Origin of the sequence: Paenibacillus sp. NPDC058177 (assembly GCF_042883835.1) — a bacterium.
Classification (GTDB): Bacteria; Bacillota; Bacilli; order Paenibacillales; family Paenibacillaceae; genus Paenibacillus_AQ; species Paenibacillus_AQ agri.
Genome location: NZ_JBHVVB010000004.1, coordinates 223,675 through 240,917 on the forward strand (window position 1 = coordinate 223,675; position 17,243 = coordinate 240,917).

Annotated in this window: 12 protein-coding genes; 5 read left to right on the top strand and 7 right to left on the bottom strand. The window is 50.0% G+C overall.

The features are described 5' to 3' along the window. Positions 1–17: 17 nt before the first annotated feature. The gene (locus tag ACFVU8_RS18220; RefSeq protein WP_379466569.1) at positions 18–539 is read left to right on the top strand and encodes a YcxB family protein; all 522 of its coding nucleotides are present in this window, start codon (positions 18–20) and stop codon (positions 537–539) included. Positions 540–669: 130 nt separating this feature from the next. Next, positions 670–2,244: a histidine kinase N-terminal 7TM domain-containing diguanylate cyclase gene (locus ACFVU8_RS18225; RefSeq protein WP_387429083.1), complete on the top strand. Its 1,575-nt coding sequence runs from the start codon at positions 670–672 to the stop codon at positions 2,242–2,244. Between the two features lie 98 nt (positions 2,245–2,342). On the opposite strand, the gene ACFVU8_RS18230 is transcribed toward ACFVU8_RS18225, so the two are convergent. Beyond that, positions 2,343–3,395, bottom strand: coding sequence for a copper amine oxidase N-terminal domain-containing protein (locus ACFVU8_RS18230; protein ID WP_387429086.1), 1,053 nt, complete (start codon positions 3,393–3,395; stop codon positions 2,343–2,345). Between the two features lie 203 nt (positions 3,396–3,598). On the opposite strand from ACFVU8_RS18230, the gene ACFVU8_RS18235 reads away from it, so the two are divergent. Then, on the top strand, positions 3,599–6,166 hold the full coding sequence (locus ACFVU8_RS18235; protein ID WP_387429089.1) for a DUF2339 domain-containing protein: 2,568 nt from the start codon (positions 3,599–3,601) through the stop codon (positions 6,164–6,166). Then, a complete protein-coding gene (locus ACFVU8_RS18240; protein WP_387429092.1) occupies positions 6,135–7,463 on the top strand; it encodes a DUF3999 family protein in 1,329 nt (442 codons plus the stop codon). The genes ACFVU8_RS18235 and ACFVU8_RS18240 overlap by 32 nt, the downstream gene beginning before the upstream one ends. A gap of 83 nt (positions 7,464–7,546) precedes the next feature. Here ACFVU8_RS18240 and gdhA read toward each other — a convergent pair whose 3' ends face one another. Continuing rightward, on the bottom strand, positions 7,547–8,932 hold the full coding sequence (gdhA, locus tag ACFVU8_RS18245) for an NADP-specific glutamate dehydrogenase (RefSeq protein WP_379466564.1): 1,386 nt from the start codon (positions 8,930–8,932) through the stop codon (positions 7,547–7,549). 356 nt (positions 8,933–9,288) lie between these two features. On the opposite strand from gdhA, the gene ACFVU8_RS18250 reads away from it, so the two are divergent. Then, a complete protein-coding gene (locus tag ACFVU8_RS18250) occupies positions 9,289–9,567 on the top strand; it encodes a hypothetical protein (protein WP_175373374.1) in 279 nt (92 codons plus the stop codon). A gap of 188 nt (positions 9,568–9,755) precedes the next feature. Here the strand turns inward: ACFVU8_RS18250 and ACFVU8_RS18255 are convergent, their stop codons facing one another. The 5 genes from ACFVU8_RS18255 to ACFVU8_RS18275 form a co-directional block, all read right to left on the bottom strand. Then, a complete protein-coding gene (locus ACFVU8_RS18255) occupies positions 9,756–11,687 on the bottom strand; it encodes a glycoside hydrolase family 30 beta sandwich domain-containing protein (protein WP_387429094.1) in 1,932 nt (643 codons plus the stop codon). Between the two features lie 175 nt (positions 11,688–11,862). Then, a complete protein-coding gene (locus ACFVU8_RS18260) occupies positions 11,863–13,251 on the bottom strand; it encodes an MATE family efflux transporter (RefSeq protein WP_175373373.1) in 1,389 nt (462 codons plus the stop codon). 312 nt (positions 13,252–13,563) lie between these two features. Continuing rightward, the gene (gene pepT / locus ACFVU8_RS18265) at positions 13,564–14,796 is read right to left on the bottom strand and encodes a peptidase T (RefSeq protein WP_387429097.1); all 1,233 of its coding nucleotides are present in this window, start codon (positions 14,794–14,796) and stop codon (positions 13,564–13,566) included. Positions 14,797–14,893: 97 nt separating this feature from the next. Then, positions 14,894–15,541, bottom strand: a complete 648-nt coding sequence (locus tag ACFVU8_RS18270) for a sortase (RefSeq protein WP_387429100.1) — start codon at positions 15,539–15,541, stop codon at positions 14,894–14,896. 31 nt (positions 15,542–15,572) lie between these two features. Continuing rightward, positions 15,573–16,868 carry a hypothetical protein gene (locus ACFVU8_RS18275; RefSeq protein ID WP_387429103.1) on the bottom strand — a complete coding sequence of 432 codons (1,296 nt, stop codon included), beginning with the start codon at positions 16,866–16,868 and terminating at the stop codon, positions 15,573–15,575. Positions 16,869–17,243 lie beyond the last annotated feature (375 nt).

Sequence of the window (17,243 nt, forward strand, 5' to 3'; positions counted from 1 at the left end):
GCTGAAGGAGAGTCAGGATGTCACAAGAGATCAAGGTGGATACCGAGCTAAGCAGCGGAGATGTTCAGGAGTTTAACCTGTGGTTCAGCCTGAATAGCAGAATCATCGTCACTTCGTTCAGTGTGGTTGCCTATTTCGCAATCATGCTGGCAATAACTAAGAATTACAGCACTTCCAGTCTGTCTATCCTCGCAGTAACGGCGGTTGGACTGGCTATCATTCTTTGGTTTATTACGCGGTCAAGTTTGATCAAAAAGTCGAAGAAGGCTTTTGAAAGCGACAATCAATCAAAGCTACCCCAAAGCTATGTGATCTCGGATGAGGGTATTCGGCATCAGTCCGATTCAGGCTCCGGGCACGTCAAATGGGAAGAAATATATAAGATTGGGGAGACGGCCAGTTTGTTTGCTTTTTTTGTCTCAGCCAATCAGGCGCTGATCCTTCCCAAACGATTTTTCCAGTCGGAGGACGACAAACAATTCTTCAAGGAATTGGCCAGAAAGCATATGTTCTCAAACCGGGTCAAATTTAAAGGATAACCTTGAAATACAGCGGCTACGTAAATATATCTACTAATCATTTCCTTAAGGATTATGGAAGAATGATTCAATTGTTAGTGAGAGTGAGCTATAATGAGGCAAAGCTATCTAATAATAGGAGAAATTTTACATGCCGTGGATACAGGGTTATCCGTATTATTTAATCATGGGCAGTATTCTCAGTCTTTATATGGGTGTCAAAGCTTATCAGTTCCGTAAAACACCAGGAAGACGCTATTTATGGATTTTGATGCTGCTGGTTAGCTGGATATTTGCAGCGACAGCCGGAGAGATTATGGCTAGTTCCTTTGGAGCAAAGCTATGGTGGAAGAACCTGCAGCAGCCACCGCTGTTTATGAGCACGATTTTTACATATGCCGTTATCAAGGACTACGTGTCCCGCTCAACGGCAGAGCTTCCGCGTCGGCTATTCCTGTACTCTATTCCTGTTTTTGCTTATGTGCTGCTTATCTTTACGGATTCCTATCATCATCTGATGCGCAGCGAGGTGGGTGTGGCAATAGAGGCAGGCATCAGCGGAGTCATGGTTCAACCTACATTACTCAGTATGTGTCTGATCGCCTATGATCAGCTTTTTGGTGTCTATGCCCTTTATTTGCTGACCGTCTCGATGTGGGGTGCTCCCAAATATTATCTGAGACGCAATTTGCTGCTGCTTGGCGGACTTCTGGTGCCTGTGGCTTCCATCTTTCTGCTGCCCATTCTGAAGATTACTGTTACAGGCTTCACTGCCTTTACTTATTTGCCGGCAACGATAGCGGCTTACTTCACCGTATTCAGAGATCCTTATCTTGCCTTGTATCCGCTGGATAAGAATAAGATTTTTGAGAATATGAAGGATGGCATTGTTGTGATTGATCCCCACGACATCATTATGGATATCAATGAAAATGGTGCCATGATGCTATCTGATTTATCTGGAGAGTGGCCTTCGACTTGGCTTGGCAAGAATATTACTCCGTTGCTGGTACAGCATACGGAGCTTGCTCAGGCCTACAGGCAGAGACGAGCAGGCGAATATGAGATCGAAGTAGCTGGCCCGGCAGGCTCTTACTACGGGGTCTCACTGATTGTAACGGAGCCTAATGAACTTGAGACAACAGGGATGCTGCTAGTCTTCAGCGACCAGAGTGAGAAGAAGCGGTACGAGCGGGAGCTGTTGCATCAGGCTACGGTGGATGACCTGACCGGGCTCTATAACCGCAGGCACTTTATGGGGCTGGTACAGAAGCATGGATTGCGGGAGGGAAAGGGCACAGCACTTCTGCTGTTCGATATTGATGATTTCAAATTAATCAATGATACATATGGTCACTTGGCGGGTGACCAGGCGCTGGTCGACCTGTCCAGTAAAATTCTGAGTGTATACAAAGACATCGGCATCTCGGGAAGAGTGGGTGGCGAAGAATTCGCCGTCTGTTTCTTTGCCAGCAGTGAGGCGGCGGCGCTGGAGGAAGCGGAGTTTTTCCGGACTATGATCAGGGAGCATGTCGTGAATTTGGATGGCCGGAATTTCATATCCCTGACCGTGAGCATCGGGATCGTCTTTACTCAGCGGGGTGATGTGACTTTCGAGACATTGTACCGGGAGGCGGATGAGGCGTTGTACTTGTCCAAGACCACAGGCAAGGACAAAGTCACCTTGGGTGGTCAGCCGCCAGTCGGCGAGGTTCTGAAGAGTTAACACGCAAGCTATAAATACAAAGAAGGCCTGACTCCATACTGGAGTCAGGCCTTCTTTATGACAGGTGCTGCCGTTCGAACGGGACTGTTTTAACCGTTTTAAGGTTGTGCAGGCTGCACGACGATTTTGACGGCTGTGCCGATCGGTGGCAGACTCTTGGTCATCATCGGGGTGTAGAAGCCGATCACCTTGGCCCCTTTTACAAGGCTGCTGCTTTCTATGGCCTCGCCTTTTCCATTAACCACCTCGGTGTCCGCAGCCAGGCGAAGTACGATTTCACTTTGCGAAAGGCCGGTGAGGGGGTCGCCCTTCAGACGGAAGCTGATACCCCCATCTGCATCCTTCAGCACTTCCTCCACGGTGCCTGCGGTTCCAAGCAGGTCAGCTTGTTTCTTTTGATCCAAAACGGTTATGGAATACGTAGGGGTTTGCGGCGGTAAGCTGAAGGTGCTGATCATGGAATGTGTTGCCTGTACAGTCATCCCGATATGAAGATCGGTGAACGCAAGCGTCCCTCCGTCAGCTGACTTAAAGACAGTATCCGGGCCGACAGTGAGGATGATCCCGTCCGTACCTGCGCCTTGAATCTGCACAGATTTATATTTGCCGCTCTCGTCTTGGTAAACCGATGTGATAACACCAGTGTCGATCACAGCTTCTTGATCTTGAATGTCTGTATGAATAAGAATCGAGGCCCCTTTCACTGAAACAGATTGATGCAGCACTTCGCTGGCGAAGGAAGCCGGAACATACAGCTTGTCTCCCTTTAACACAGGGGCGGTGCCAAGCGGAGTGTACATTCTATTGATGACATAGCGGTCCTCGCCAGCCTTTACGGTTGTGAAGATATTGCCTTGGCTCAGCTCAACTGATTTGGTCTTGCTGTTCCATTCCAGCTTGAAGCCCAAAGCCTCTGCCATAGCCCGCAAGGGAATCAGCGGTTCCTTACCTCCAGGAAGTTGATAGCCGGTATCTGTAAGGGCAGTTCCGTTAATCTCAATCGTGAAAACTTGTTGTCCTGCACTCGCTACAGAGTGTTGCGCACTGTTATTTTGGGTAGTTGATGCTGGCTTGGCAAGAGCCGAGCCTGTGGTCAATGCCATAGATAGCGCTAAGAGGACTGCGCTGGTTTTAAGTACGTTGTTGTTCATGTTGTAATTCTCCTTTAATCACGAGTATTTTAGGCCATTGTTACTTATCTGACGCCGGTTTCTTCCAGAATGTTGCACCTGATGAAACGAAACCTGCAAATTGGTGGGCGAAAAATCTCTGTAGTTTCAGGCAAATGCATCGAATCAGCGTTTATTTGTAGTAAAATGAAAATATTAACAAATTAAGTCATGGGGGAGGCGCTATGGAGCAGTTCAGAGAACGGATGAAGTCTGTACAAGAGCGGCAGAATGAGCTTCTACAAGACTACGGAAAGCTGATCGCTGAATATGAAAGTCATGACTTGGTGAATGAGCATGAGGCACTGAAGAAGAGATATGACGACCATCTTATGATTCTGGATGAACTCAGACTTAAGGCATCCCGGCTGGAGGTGGAGAACTCCGAGCTGCGCATTGCTCTGTCAGAACAAATGTTGGATGAGAAGCGTAATATTCTCCGGGTTTCACAGCAGAAGCTGCATACTTATTTTGCATCCCGAAGCCGTGGCTATGCAGATCGCCTGACGGCTCTCGAGCAGGAGGCTAAACACCGTTTGGAGCGGATGTACAGCACGGCTAACTGTCAGTTGGGTGAGGATAAGGAAGTAATCACCGCCCGGCTCGGGGGCCTTGCTGCTGAATTGAACCAGAGAATTCAGTTACGGCGCGAGCGTCAGAGGGAAGCTGAGCAGGTTCTTCAGGCCGGGTTTGGGGATAAATACCGCGAGCTTGAAGCCGAAGGGGTCAGTGAGGAGGTTCTGCAGCGTAGAAGGAAGCAGAATCAGATCGAGATGAAGATCGGCTTGAACTGGATCAACCGGCTGGGTATTCTGCTCCTGATCCTCGCTGTCGGTGCAGGGTTCAAATACAGCTATTCTACATGGTTCAATGACTACATGAAGGGCAGCGCCTTTTTCCTGTTGGGGGCCTTGTTGCTTGGCTCCGGGGAATGGCTGTTCCGCAAAGGGAGGAATGCGTTCGCCCTGGGTCTGCTCGGCGGAGGAATCTCCATTCTCTACGGCTCCATCTTTTACAGCTACTTTCTACTGGAGATTATAAGTATCTATGTTGGGTTGTCCCTCTCTGTACTCGTGACGTTAACGGCAGTGCTGCTGTCACTGAGGTATGAGTCCCGGACGATCTGCTCGCTTGGCCTTGTCGGCGGATACCTGCCTCTTTTTTCCTACATACTGGCGTTTGGACTGGAAGGGAGCGCAGTTTATGCCGCGATGGGTTATCTATTTCTGCTGAACCTTTCGGTGCTGCTGATCTCGCTGCGCAAGCGCTGGGTGGTCGTTAATTACATCAGCTTTCTGTTCAATACGCCATCCATGCTTATGCTGATCGTGCTGTCTGGCAGTAATGGCGTAAATATGCTGTATGCAGTGCTGACTTTTGCCATGTATCTGGGTATTACGCTGTGGTATCCGTTCAAGTATCGATCCAAGCTATCCTGGTGGGACTTCGCCTTGCTGGGCTGCAATACGCTGGTTAGCTGCATCACCTTATACGTGCTATTAATAGATGCGGGATTGGGTGATTATAAGGGTGCGCTGGCATTGCTCTTCTGCCTTATGTATTTAGGACTCGGTCGAATGCTCGAGAAGCTGATGGTACAGGAGAAGCAGAGTATGCTGCTATTCTATGCCACCTCATTAACCTTCGCGGTGTTGATGATTCCCTTTCAGTTGGGTGCAGCTTGGTGGTCCATCGGCTGGCTGGTCGAGGCAGTTGTGCTAACCGTATACGGCAGCCAGCATCGGTTCAAGGGGCTGGAACGGGCAGGAGGGGGAATTCTGGTCCTTTGCCTGGGAGCCTTCTTCGGGCTGTCGGTGCCAATTCAGGTGATTATGGAAAATGCGGCACTGCCTAAAGGTGATCCCTATTTTGCCTTGAAATACGCTTTTATTACTACCGGTATGCTGATTATTGCTGTGTGGTATGCCGTCCGGCACCAAAACAAAGAGACGTCGGCAGTGAGTGGGTTAATGGAAACTCGGTTGGCCGTCTGGTTTAAATATGCTGCTTTACTGAATGTTTGGGCCTTTCTACTCTATGCGTCAGGCCTGCTCTACCAACGGGTGGTTCCCGATGACTTCACACATACGGTCTTCTATCGCTGGGTACTGGCCGCTGTGATCTCGATAATTCTGGCCTATGTACTGCCGAAAGTGAGGATTCTGTTTGATACTGTAGTCAGGTATTTCGTCTTACTGTTATATGGCGTGGGCTATGTTATTTGTATCGGAATTACGGCAGGGCTACCGAGCCTGGAAGGCGAACTGGCGCAAAATACGTCAGCCGATTATATCGCGCTGGGCCTGCTTGTAGTCTTCAACATTTTCGTCTGGTTCAGCAGCCGCGATGTGCTGGTCGCCATCCTAAAGCGGGAATATCGGAGCATGGAGCTGTACCCTGTCATTATGGGCATTTATCTGCTCGGCATTATTACTGCATTCCTCGGTGTGCAGCTTCAATTACATGATGCCGGTCTGATCTTCAGTCTGGTCTATCTTCTGCTGGCGGTGCTGTTCATTCTGTATGGCTTCAGCCGACGGTATGTGTATATCCGCCGCTTCGGCCTTGGGCTCACACTCTTGGCAACAGGCAAGCTGCTGCTATATGACTTGAGCCTACTGGGCGCTGGTCATAAGATCATCGCGTATTTCAGCTTCGGTGTCTGTCTGCTCGGAATCTCCTACCTGTATCAAAAAGTATCCAACAGAATGGAGGAGGCTTATGCGGAGGCAAAGACGGATACGCAAGGTTAGTATCAATCTGCTCCTCTTAAGCTGTCTCGGACTGAGCGGGTTAGGAGCAGTTATTCTCCCGCCCTACCAGACCCTTGGAATAAGCGTTGCAGAAGCGGCTTCATCTAAGGGGGATGGGGCAGAGAAGAGTGGCCAATGGCGATTCACCAAGGACATCGAGCCAGGCGGTGATGCGGCATATCAGGAGTTTTTTCTCGACGAAGAGGTATATCAGCATGCCAACGCCGGCTTGAGAGACTTGCGAATTGAGGACAGAAGGGGACAGTTCGTCCCTTACTACCGGGAATCAGGAGAGGCGGAGCAGAAAGAGCAGAACATTAGCTACCAGACCGACTTAATCCATAAATTCAATAAGAACCTGGAGACGACCTTTGATTACAGGGTGATCCCGAATGAAGAGAACCGTGATATTCAGGGCAGCAGGCTGGAGTTCGATCTGCCCGGTGAAGCATTTCTGAAGCATGTCCAAATATATGGCGGGTATGACGGGAATACGTGGGAACCTCTGAGCAAGGGCGATCTGTATAGGGCTGGAGAGTTTGCACAGAGTGGTATTGATTTGGGATCGGCTTACAAGTTCACCTACTACCGTCTGGTGGTCCCGAATAACGCGGAGAAGCTGGAATTTGGTCTAATGAGGCTGATGCACAAGACAGCTACGGTGACGATTCAAGACTTTACACGGCAGCGAGAACCTGTCTATGAGATGAAACAGGATGGTTCGAAGACGCAGCTTGTTATCCATAATGATAACCGGCTGAAGGTATCGGTGATCCGGCTGGAGACTACCGGGAATTTTACACGTGCTTATATGCTGTATGATGACAGTGGAAAGGAACTTGGTACTGTAGGGGGGAGCAAGCTATATCGGCTTGATTTCAAGGATTCCCGCATTGCCGGGACAGATATTGTTCTCCAGGAGCCCACGATTGCGCCTTACCTCACAGTCGCCATTGAGAACCAGGATGATTCTCCGATTCCGCTCCAGGGAGTCCAAATGGATTACTTATTGGATAAGCTGGTGTTTCCCGTTGATGGGGAAGGGCCTTTCCGGTTAGTGTACGGGAACAGTGGTGCTGTAGCGCCCCAGTATGACATTGTAAGCTTCAGGAGTCATATTGAAGGGGAGAAGATAGGCACAGCCAGACTGGGACCTGAGAGCGCCTTACCAGAGGTGTCAGCTATATCTTCTACCGGGTGGCACTGGCTGACTGGTGCTATGGGGTTTAATGCTGTGATTATTATTGTATCGCTGTTGTTGATTATCTTTCTGATCCGTAAGCTGAATCGGAACTAAGTTTGTGGATATAGAAGAGGGACCCTTGAATTGCAGGGTCCCTACGTCAGTGGCCGGCTATTGAATAGCCGGCCTTATTATTTTTAGATTACACCTTCAGCGAGCATAGCATCTGCTACTTTCTTGAAGCCGGCGATGTTAGCGCCAACGAGAAGGTTGCCCGGATGTCCATATTGTTCAGCGGCTTCTACGGACTGCTTGTAGATGTCGACCATGATATCATGCAGCTTGGCATCCACTTCTTCGAAGCTCCAGGACAAGCGCATGCTGTTTTGAGCCATCTCCAGTGCAGATACGGCTACACCGCCTGCATTAGCAGCTTTGGCCGGTCCGAACAGAACGCCAGCTTTATGGAACTGGTCAATGGCTTCCAGAGTGGATGGCATGTTCGCACCTTCACCAACCGCTTTAACTCCGTTCGCGATCAGCTTCAGCGCCAGGGCCTCGTCGATCTCGTTCTGAGTTGCACTTGGAAGCGCGATGTCACAAGGAATCGTCCAGATCTGGGAGGAATCCTCGGTGTACACAGCGTTTGGATGCTCCTTCACGTATTCGCTGATCCGTTTTCTCTCTACTTCCTTCAGACGACGGACAGTGTCGAGGTTGATGCCGTCTTCGTCATATAGGTAACCGGAAGAGTCACTACATGCTACGACTTTTGCGCCCAGTTGTACAGCCTTCTGGATCGCGTAGATAGCAACGTTACCAGAGCCCGAGACAACCACACGGCTGCCTTCGAAGGACAGGCCTTTGGATTTCAACATCTCATTGACGAAGTACACGGTTCCGTAACCTGTTGCTTCAGGGCGGGCATGGCTTCCGCCGTAGGTTACGCTCTTACCTGTCAATACACCGGCAGGGTAGCCGCCGCGGATGCGTTTGTATTGTCCGAACATGTAGCCGATCTCGCGCGCGCCGACACCGATGTCGCCAGCCGGAACGTCTACTTGCGGGCCAATGTAGTTGTGCAGTTCTGTCATGAAGCTTTGGGCAAAGCGCATGATTTCGCCTTCCGATTTGCCTTTAGGATCGAAGTCGGAGCCGCCTTTACCGCCGCCGATATGCTGGCCAGTTAGGGCGTTCTTAAAGATTTGCTCGAAGCCGAGGAATTTGATGATACTGGAGTTCACGGACGGGTGGAAGCGGAGTCCGCCTTTGTAAGGTCCGATGGCACTGTTGAACTGTACCCGGTAGCCGCGGTTCACGCGAACCTTGCCTTGGTCGTCTACCCAAGGTACCCGGAAGAGAACAAGACGTTCCGGTTCAACAATTCTTTCGAGAATGGCATTCTCTTGGTACTTAGGCTCAGCTGCCAGGATAGGAAGAAGGGATTCCAGAATTTCCTTAACGGCCTGGTGGAACTCAGGCTCATGCGGGTTCCGTTTCACAACGTTGTTGTAGACCTTCTCAACATAGAGTTGAGCATCGTTGCGGGAGATGTCTGTATCGATCGAAGGTACTAAGCTCATGAATTCAACCGCCTTTACGTATAATTATTTTTCTTCGGGTTTAATGCTTCTTCGCGTTACTGCTTTCACGCTGGGATATATTTTTTATTATTTTGGCATAAGAACGCGCCGCTAACAACTGTTTTTTGAAAAAAGTTTACTCTCGATGACACGTTTTTTTGCAGAAAGGGGTGAATAATTATACGTATATGGGAGTAAATACAAGGCAAAACAAGGGTTCTTGGCTATATTTATGCGGGTAATTCCCGAATTTGAACGCTTTCGCACAGTTTGTGCGGAAGTTAAATCTCCCAGCTCAGGGCAGACTGTGTTACAATGGCTTTGCAGCAACTTGTCTTGTAAGGAGATGACTATCAATGAGCGAACAGGTAAATGAGCAGGAACTGGTGGCGGTGTTGTCCGCCAAGACTAAAGTGGATCCCGGATTGATCCGGTTGGTGCTGAAGCATGAGCAGACCTTTATTAATAAAGCCCAAGCTAATGCTAAGGGTGAGGTAGACATTGATAATGATGATCTAGTGGATTATATCACAGCTCAGCGTGATGTGAAGCTGGACGAGCTAACCGTGGAGACCCTTCTCGATGCCGAGATGGATTATCTTATGGACAAGGGACTGGCAGGATACATCGATTAAACTTCAGTTTTATTGATGTACAGCGGCTACCCTGAATATTGTCCTCTGTTTCTATGAATTAAGCAAGCATAAGTCGTGCACTTATGCTTGCTTAATTTTAGAAGTGTGACGGGTATTGTCCAAGAACAGCCTGCCCCTGATGGAGGGGCGGGCTGTTACCTGTTTTTACGGGTACGCAAGTTGCAGGGTTATTGGATACTGAATTTGAATTTCTCCCAGCCGTCAATACTAGTACGATTGGCAATAAGTGGACTATTACCGAAGTTATCAGCCGTCACGTACCGGTTGTTGGCATTCGATAGTAGCGAGATGGTGCCGTCGCCATTGTCAATCCATTGGAACTGCTCCCAGCCCTGAACGGTGTCTCTGCTCGCAATGAGGCTATCCGCGCCGCCGTTCTCCGCTGTCACATATTTGTTGTTCGCCAGTGCTCTCAGGGAGATCCAGCCGCCCCCTGCATCGGCCACCTGGAATCTCTCCCATGTGCCGACCGTCGCCCGGTTGGCAATCAGTGGACTTGCGCCTGCATTATCCGCTGATACATACAGATTGTTCGCCATGGATTGGAGTGCGATGGTGGAACCGATCGGTACACTGCCGGTGCCGCCACCTTCGCCACGGGTCCAGATGTACGTACCTACAGTTTTGGCGGGGAGGGTGCCCAGGAGCTGCTGTCCTTCGGAGAGGATTTTGAAGCTCTTGGCGGAACTGGTCTGGTTAATAACGACCGTCACGATGCTGTTGTCGGGATTGAGGAAAGCCACATTGGTGACCGTAGCTGCAGAGCCATAGTTGCTGTCTATTCGCTTGGCTCCTGGTTTCACGAATTTGGCGTACTGACCGATAAAATTGACTTCTGGGGCTACCCAATACGTATTGCGGTTCGACGTGCTCTGGATGAGCATGGTCGGCCCTGGTGTTCCTGTCCATTTCTCAGGCTGGATATTCTGGTCCAGCATTGTGACCCAGTTAGTGTAAGAGCCGGACCAGTTGCGGAAATACTGCGCCATCCTGTCGGCTCCTCCCGTGCCCCACACGGCGCGTTCGGTCATTTGCACGGATTTACTCGGATAGGTGTTGCGCACCGCTGTCATGGCCGTAGGATCGCCGGAGTAGTCATGGAAAGCCACCCCTTCAATAGCCGCATTCGCTGCCGCGTTGTCCAAGACACCAGGAAGATGTGTCCAGACTTCGCCGAAGTTATGATCGTACGCCCATAGCTTGGTGGAGATGCTGTAGGTGTCGAGCTGGGATTTCAAGGCGATCGCCAGCTCCCGTTCGTTGGCAGAGGTCAGCAGCATGCTGGGATAATCAGGCGCAGCATACAGCGGTTCATTCTGCAGGGTCATCGCATAGATGGGGATGCCCCGGCTTTGGTATTCCTGAATGGCGCGACGGTAGTAGACCGCCAGATCATTCGTATTTTCCCGTTTCAAATAGCCGCCAATCAGGCTGTTGTTGGTCTTCATCCAGGCCGGAGCTGTCCAGGAGCTGGCGAAAATTTTGACCGGATTGCCGGTCTCGTTGCCGATGGCGATGGCGCGCTGCACCGTAGAGACTATGTTATAGTCGATGTCCTTCTGGATAGAGAAGCTGCCTCTGGTATCCTCATAAGTGTAGAAATTCCGGCTGGTAAAATCAGAGGTTCCGAAGGTGATCCGGAAAAGGTTCATACCCGCTCCGTTCACGGGATCAATCAATCTGCGGAGTACCTCATCCCGCTTGGCTGCGGACATCAGAGACAGGTTATAAATAGTAGACTCTTCCAGCGATGTGCCGAATCCCAGCATATTCTGGTATTGGACCTCTGGATTTACGGTAATGGCTGTGGCAGTGGAGTTTGTGGGATTGGTGAGGGGGATATCGGCTTGCTTGCTTGTAGCGTACTGGATACCGGCAGAGGCGGCGGCGGGGTTATTGTACCAGATACTGCTCCCCGGTGAACCTGTGGTTGACTCGGAGCTGAAATAGACCTGCGCAGCTCCTGGTGCGGCTTGAGCGGAAGGGGGATGGAACGGTATGGCAAAAGAGGTGAACAGTACGGTTGCAGCTAACATCAGCTTGGATAGCGGCCTGGGCCGGGCTTGCTTCTGTCTACGCTTGCGAGAGTGCTGAATCATTAAAATTCCTCCTTTTTAAATATAGTTGATAACGCTTACATTATAATAGGAAGCTTGTCTGAAAAAGTATGTGTTAAAATTTAGAAAATAGTCCTCATTTTTTAAGAAATTAAATAAAAAGGGAAATTCTTGACGTCTGAATGACGCGAAGAATTGCCCTTTTTTCGAATATAGATTAATGTACAGCTGCCATCGGTGAAGCAGAGGAGGATTCCGGACGATCCGGTTCAAGCAGCGCGTGTTTTTCCCAAGCCCGGCTCTTCCAGCGGAAGTACATGATTACCGCTCTTAACCACTCGTCTGCTGCTGTGGCAATCCACACGCCGGCAAGACCAAGGTGAAGTTTGAATACGAGCACATAACCCAGCGGTAAGCTCATGCAGACCATGGAGATCAGACCCATGTAGACAGGGAACTTCGCATCACCGGAAGCACGCAGGGAGTTGATGATCACCAGGTTGGTTGTGCGTCCTGTCTCCAGGAAGATGCTGAGCAGGATAACCTGGGCACCCATAATAATGATACTCTCATTATCGGTGAATAGTCCAAACAGCGGTACCCGGAATAAAATGACGATAACGTCAATAATAACGGTGACCAGCATGGCCCATTTTACACTGGAGAATACACGTTTATACGCTTCTTCTTTACGTCCTGCACCCACCAGATGGCCCACAATAATGGAGGTCCCCATGGATACAGCTACACTGAATAGATAGATGTAGTTAGAGATGTTGAGCGCATACTGGCGGGTAGCCATGGCTTCCGAACCCAAGTACGTAATATAGAGTGTAAATACAAGCTGACAAGCTTGATAGATTATCGATTCAAAAGCAGACGGGATGCCGATCTTGAGAATTTGCATCACATAATTTTTGGACAGGTGCGTGTAATATCTCCATTTCACCCGAACTTCCATAATTCTGTAGAGCAGCCAGAAGAACAGGGCCAGACAGATCAGACGGCTCGCAACCGTCGAGATGGCGGCACCTTCCACGCCGAGTGCAGGAAGACCGAAATGTCCGTAAATCAGCAGATAGTTGCCGATTACGTGAAAAATGTTCATCAGCAGGGAAATCACCATCGTCTGCTTGGTGAATCCATGCGTACGGATGGTGGCAGCCAGTCCGTTGATCAGCGCCTGGAAGAAGATCAGTCCGCCAACAATATTCATGTAGGAGAGCGCGTAGTCGAAAATATCACCCTGAACATTAAGCGCATGCAGCAAAGGTCTGCCCAATCCGAACAGTAGTGCGCTCAAGATTAGTCCCACCGCCAGATTAAGGGTAATGGCATTACCGGTCACTTCTGCGGCTTCCCGCGGTTTTTTGGAACCGAGGTACTGGGAGACGACGATAGATGCGCCGTTGCCGATCACGCTAAGGACCAGAATGGCAATGGCGATAATCTGATTGGCTGCGCCTACCCCGGATACAGCATCGTCTGAGACGGTACTGATCATAAAGGTATCGACACTACCCATGAGCATGAACAGGAAGAGCTCCAGAAAGATCGGCCAGGTCAGCTTCATTAGATTAAATTGTTGATGATTTTTGTTTTCCATGATGCACCTTCTTAATTTATATATTTATACACGTATATCGTGTAAGTTCGTTCTACATAGTTTTTTTATCCTTCAAACAAAGTGTAATATTAGCACAGGTTTTCTGAAAATGCAGCATCTTTTCTCCGAAAATTCATGAAAATTGCTTGGATAAACTGGGTATAATACCCGCTGGTGAATTTGTCCGCTATAAATATAGGTATTTATGTGGAAAGAACGGCAGCGGGCGAGTGGCGTTTGCGTGGTTTTAAATGAGCGGGCATTAAAAAAGCCGGGCAGAGGATAATTCCCTCTGCCCGGCTTTTAGCCATGCTATGCTTTTTGCTCGAATAGCTTGGCTATTTCTACGATAACCTGAACCGCCTTCACCATGTTGTCGGCGGAGACGTACTCGAACTTCCCGTGGAAGTTCTCTCCCCCGGCAAAGATATTGGGGGTCGGCAGCCCCATGTAGGAGAGCTGCGAGCCATCGGTTCCGCCGCGGATTGGACGGATGATCGGCTTAATATCGAGGTTCACCATCGCTTCATGCGCGATATCAACGATCTGACGTACGGGCTCGATTTTCTCACGCATATTGTAATATTGGTCCTTGATCTCCAGAATCACATTCTCATCCCCGTAGGTGCTCTTGAACTCATCCACAATGGACGTCAGATGCGCCTTGCGGGCCTCGAACTGGTGACGGTCAAAGTCGCGGATAATATAGTGCAGCTTGCTCTGCTCAGCCGATCCCTGAATGGAGATCAGGTGGTAGAAGCCTTCATAACCTTCTGTGAACTCAGGGGCTTCACCCGCAGGCAGTCTGAGATGGAGCGCCATGGCGATTTTGGAGGAGTGGATCATTTTCCCCTTGGCCGTTCCGGGGTGCACGTTCACGCCGTTCACGGTGATTTTGGCTGCAGCTGCATTGAAGCTCTCGTACTCCAGCTCCCCAAGCGGCCCGCCGTCCATGGTGTATGCATAAGAAGCGTTAAAAGCGGCCACATCGAATTTATGCGGTCCGCGACCGATTTCCTCATCCGGTGTAAAAGCCACTCTGATCTTTCCATGCTTAATCTCTGGATGCTGCAGCAGATAATTCATGGCCGTCATAATCTCAGCGATTCCCGCCTTGTCGTCCGCACCAAGCAGAGTCGTTCCGTCTGTAGTGATCAGCGTATGTCCCTTGTATTCAGCCAGTTCGGGGAAACTCTTTGTGGACAAGACCACATTAAGATCTTTGTTCAGAACAATATCGCTGCCGTCATAATTCTCTACCACTTGTGGTTTTACATTGGCTCCCGTGAGATCCGTTGCCGTATCCAAGTGGGCCAAAAAACCGATGGTCGGCACTTCCTTGTCTGTATTCGACGGCAGCGTAGCCATCACATAGCCATGCTCGTCCACCGTCACCTCCTGCATGCCAATCTCTTTCAGCTCTTCAACCAGCTTGTGAGCCAGCTCCATCTGACCCGGCGTGGAAGGACAGGTATCATTGTCTTCATTAGATTGTGTATCTATTTCTGCATATGAAATAAAGCGTGTCATCACTTCTTGTTTCAACTTGGCTCAGCTCCTCAATACAACATTTTCAAATCCTCTTTCTTTATAGTATCACGTTCCAACGCTGGTCTCATCCTCAGGCCGTCTTATAAAAAGATCAAAGGGGTTCCTTCTCCACCAGTCTGGCAGTGAGCAGATACCGGTCAGGCGCCGAACCAACGAAAGAGAATGGATAACATGTAATCAGCGTGAGGATAGGCTGTTCACTGGATTTGATCGCCCCGCGTTCGTCCTTGTCCACAATCACACTTCCAGTAATCTCGTACGTGAATTTTCCACTTGCGGTCTCCACCTCGATGGGATCATGGATTTCCAGCTCTCCGAGATTGCGGAATACATTGTCACGATGTCCAGCCAGCACGCTGTTGCCGTCGGCGCCAATAGCCGCGCTGCCAGCGTAGTGGCCAGCTCCTTTTTTCAGCTGAGAACTGTCTGTCCCTTCCAGGATGGCTACTTTTTTATTCAAGGTTGGGAAAAAAATCTCCCCGATCACCTCGCCCTCTATATAAGACGGCTTGGAGTCGGGTGCTGTCGAAGGGACGTTTATCATCCCTGCGGGGAGGGGTTGCTCTTCAATATGGGAGGGATTTACAGCTTCCTCCCTCTTTTTCTCCCAGGCTTGCAGGGCTTGCCTGGCCTCTATAGGGGCTTTAACCACCTGCACGACAGCATACAGCAGCACAGACAAAGAGAGTATGAGGATCAGCTTCACGGCAATGACGGTACCGGAATGCTTCTTCTTCATACTCTCTCCTCCAGACTTAGGGAAATTCAGTTTACCCCTTCGATCTCAACCTGCGTAGAACGATGACACTGATTACAGCTACAGCCAAGCTGATGAGAATCAGGTTATACCAAGGCTCCGCGGTATCCGGGAGCTTATCTCCGGTATCGGGAGCAGCCAGTGGCAGCTCATCATCGGCCAAGGTGATATCATTACCCGGCGAAGATGTCGGTGTTGGTGCTGGCTTCGCTGTGCTGCCAGTAGTAATGCCTGCACCGGGCGAAGCTTCTGGCGCAGTTCCGCCACTGTGATCACCGCCACCCAATGGGACCGCATCGTCGGTGATGATAATGTCGCGTGGCCCCGGCGTTGCCGTTGGCGTTGGGGCAACCGATGGTCCAGGCGTTACAATGACGCCTGGGATACCCGGCGAAGCTGTAGCCGTAGGCAGAGTTGGCGGTCCGGATGTAGGCTGATTAGTAGCTGAAGCCGTCGGTTCAGCGCTCGGTCCTGCCGAAGGTTCAGGCGAGGCCGTAGCAGATGGAGTCGGACTCGGTCCGGTAGACGGCTCAGGTGAAGCTGTTGGTGTCGGCCCAGTGCTAGGCTCTACCGAAGGTTCAGGCGAGGCCGTAGCAGATGGAGTCGGACTTGGTCCGGTAGACGGCTCAGGCGAAGCTGTTGGTGTCGGCCCAGTACTAGGCTCTACCGAAGGTTCAGGTGAGGCCGTAGCAGACGGAGTCGGACTCGGCCCAGTAGACGGCTCAGGCGAAGCCGTTGGTGTCGGCCCAGTGCTAGGCTCTACCGAAGGTTCAGGTGAGGCCGTAGCAGATGGAGTCGGACTCGGCCCAGTAGACGGCTCCGGCGAAGCCGTTGGCTCCGGTGTCCCCGAAGCGGTGAATTCAAAAGCTACCGTAGTCTGCTTCCCTTGGTATTCGTTGCCGGCCTCCCATGGGAAGGTGACATCCATGATGATGGCTTCCTGACCGCCTCCGGCCAGCGATCCTACCGCTACTCTTCCGGGTGCTTCGCTCATTACCCCGGAATAAAGGATTACTCCCCCTTTTTCAAGGGTCATCTGCAGGATTTTGTACAATTCAACGTCCCCGGACTTGAATTTAAAGTCTACATAATAATCAAAGTCCTCGTTACCTTCATTAATAATCGTGTAGTCAGAGCGCATCTGATCGCCAGGCTTCATATTGCTCATGGTTGCTGTGCTCGTCGTATGCGAATTCACTTTAAGTTTAATGGTGTCCTGCGCGCTTGCCCCACCCGCATGCCAGATGACACCTGCCAGAATAATCAGGGCATACGCAGCTATAAAGGCCGAGCGATATTTCTTGATCACAGTCTTCGCTCCTCTCACTTGGGGCCCTTTGCCATGTGCATAGACAAACTATGTCGGTACCCGCCAAAATACGCTGTTACTTAACGCATATATCCTCATACTTTGTCGAAAAGTAGTTCTTTGTAGAACTACTAATAATGAACGGAATTAACCGTTCTCGCTACCTGTGATCCTTTGATGCACAGAGTAGAAGATATAATGAACGCACAATTGTTCGTTATAGCGAATAACTAAAGTATAATCAAAATGCGATATAAAGAAAAATGACCAATTTCAAGTGTTATACCTGAAATCGGTCATTTTTAAATCATTACATACTATTATTGAGTGATTCCTCTTGTTATCTCTTTATTTTTAGCAATTACACCAACTAAG

What these genes read in the sequence shown, in the direction of transcription:
- ACFVU8_RS18220 (WP_379466569.1), top strand. Translation starts at nt 18, where the DNA reads ATGTCACAAGAGATCAAGGTGGATACCGAGCTAAGCAGCGGAGATGTT.
- ACFVU8_RS18225 (WP_387429083.1), top strand. Translation starts at nt 670, where the DNA reads ATGCCGTGGATACAGGGTTATCCGTATTATTTAATCATGGGCAGTATT.
- ACFVU8_RS18230 (WP_387429086.1), bottom strand. Translation starts at nt 3,395, where the DNA reads ATGAACAACAACGTACTTAAAACCAGCGCAGTCCTCTTAGCGCTATCT.
- ACFVU8_RS18235 (WP_387429089.1), top strand. Translation starts at nt 3,599, where the DNA reads ATGGAGCAGTTCAGAGAACGGATGAAGTCTGTACAAGAGCGGCAGAAT.
- ACFVU8_RS18240 (WP_387429092.1), top strand. Translation starts at nt 6,135, where the DNA reads ATGCGGAGGCAAAGACGGATACGCAAGGTTAGTATCAATCTGCTCCTC.
- gdhA (WP_379466564.1), bottom strand. Translation starts at nt 8,932, where the DNA reads ATGAGCTTAGTACCTTCGATCGATACAGACATCTCCCGCAACGATGCT.
- ACFVU8_RS18250 (WP_175373374.1), top strand. Translation starts at nt 9,289, where the DNA reads ATGAGCGAACAGGTAAATGAGCAGGAACTGGTGGCGGTGTTGTCCGCC.
- ACFVU8_RS18255 (WP_387429094.1), bottom strand. Translation starts at nt 11,687, where the DNA reads ATGATTCAGCACTCTCGCAAGCGTAGACAGAAGCAAGCCCGGCCCAGG.
- ACFVU8_RS18260 (WP_175373373.1), bottom strand. Translation starts at nt 13,251, where the DNA reads ATGGAAAACAAAAATCATCAACAATTTAATCTAATGAAGCTGACCTGG.
- ACFVU8_RS18270 (WP_387429100.1), bottom strand. Translation starts at nt 15,541, where the DNA reads ATGAAGAAGAAGCATTCCGGTACCGTCATTGCCGTGAAGCTGATCCTC.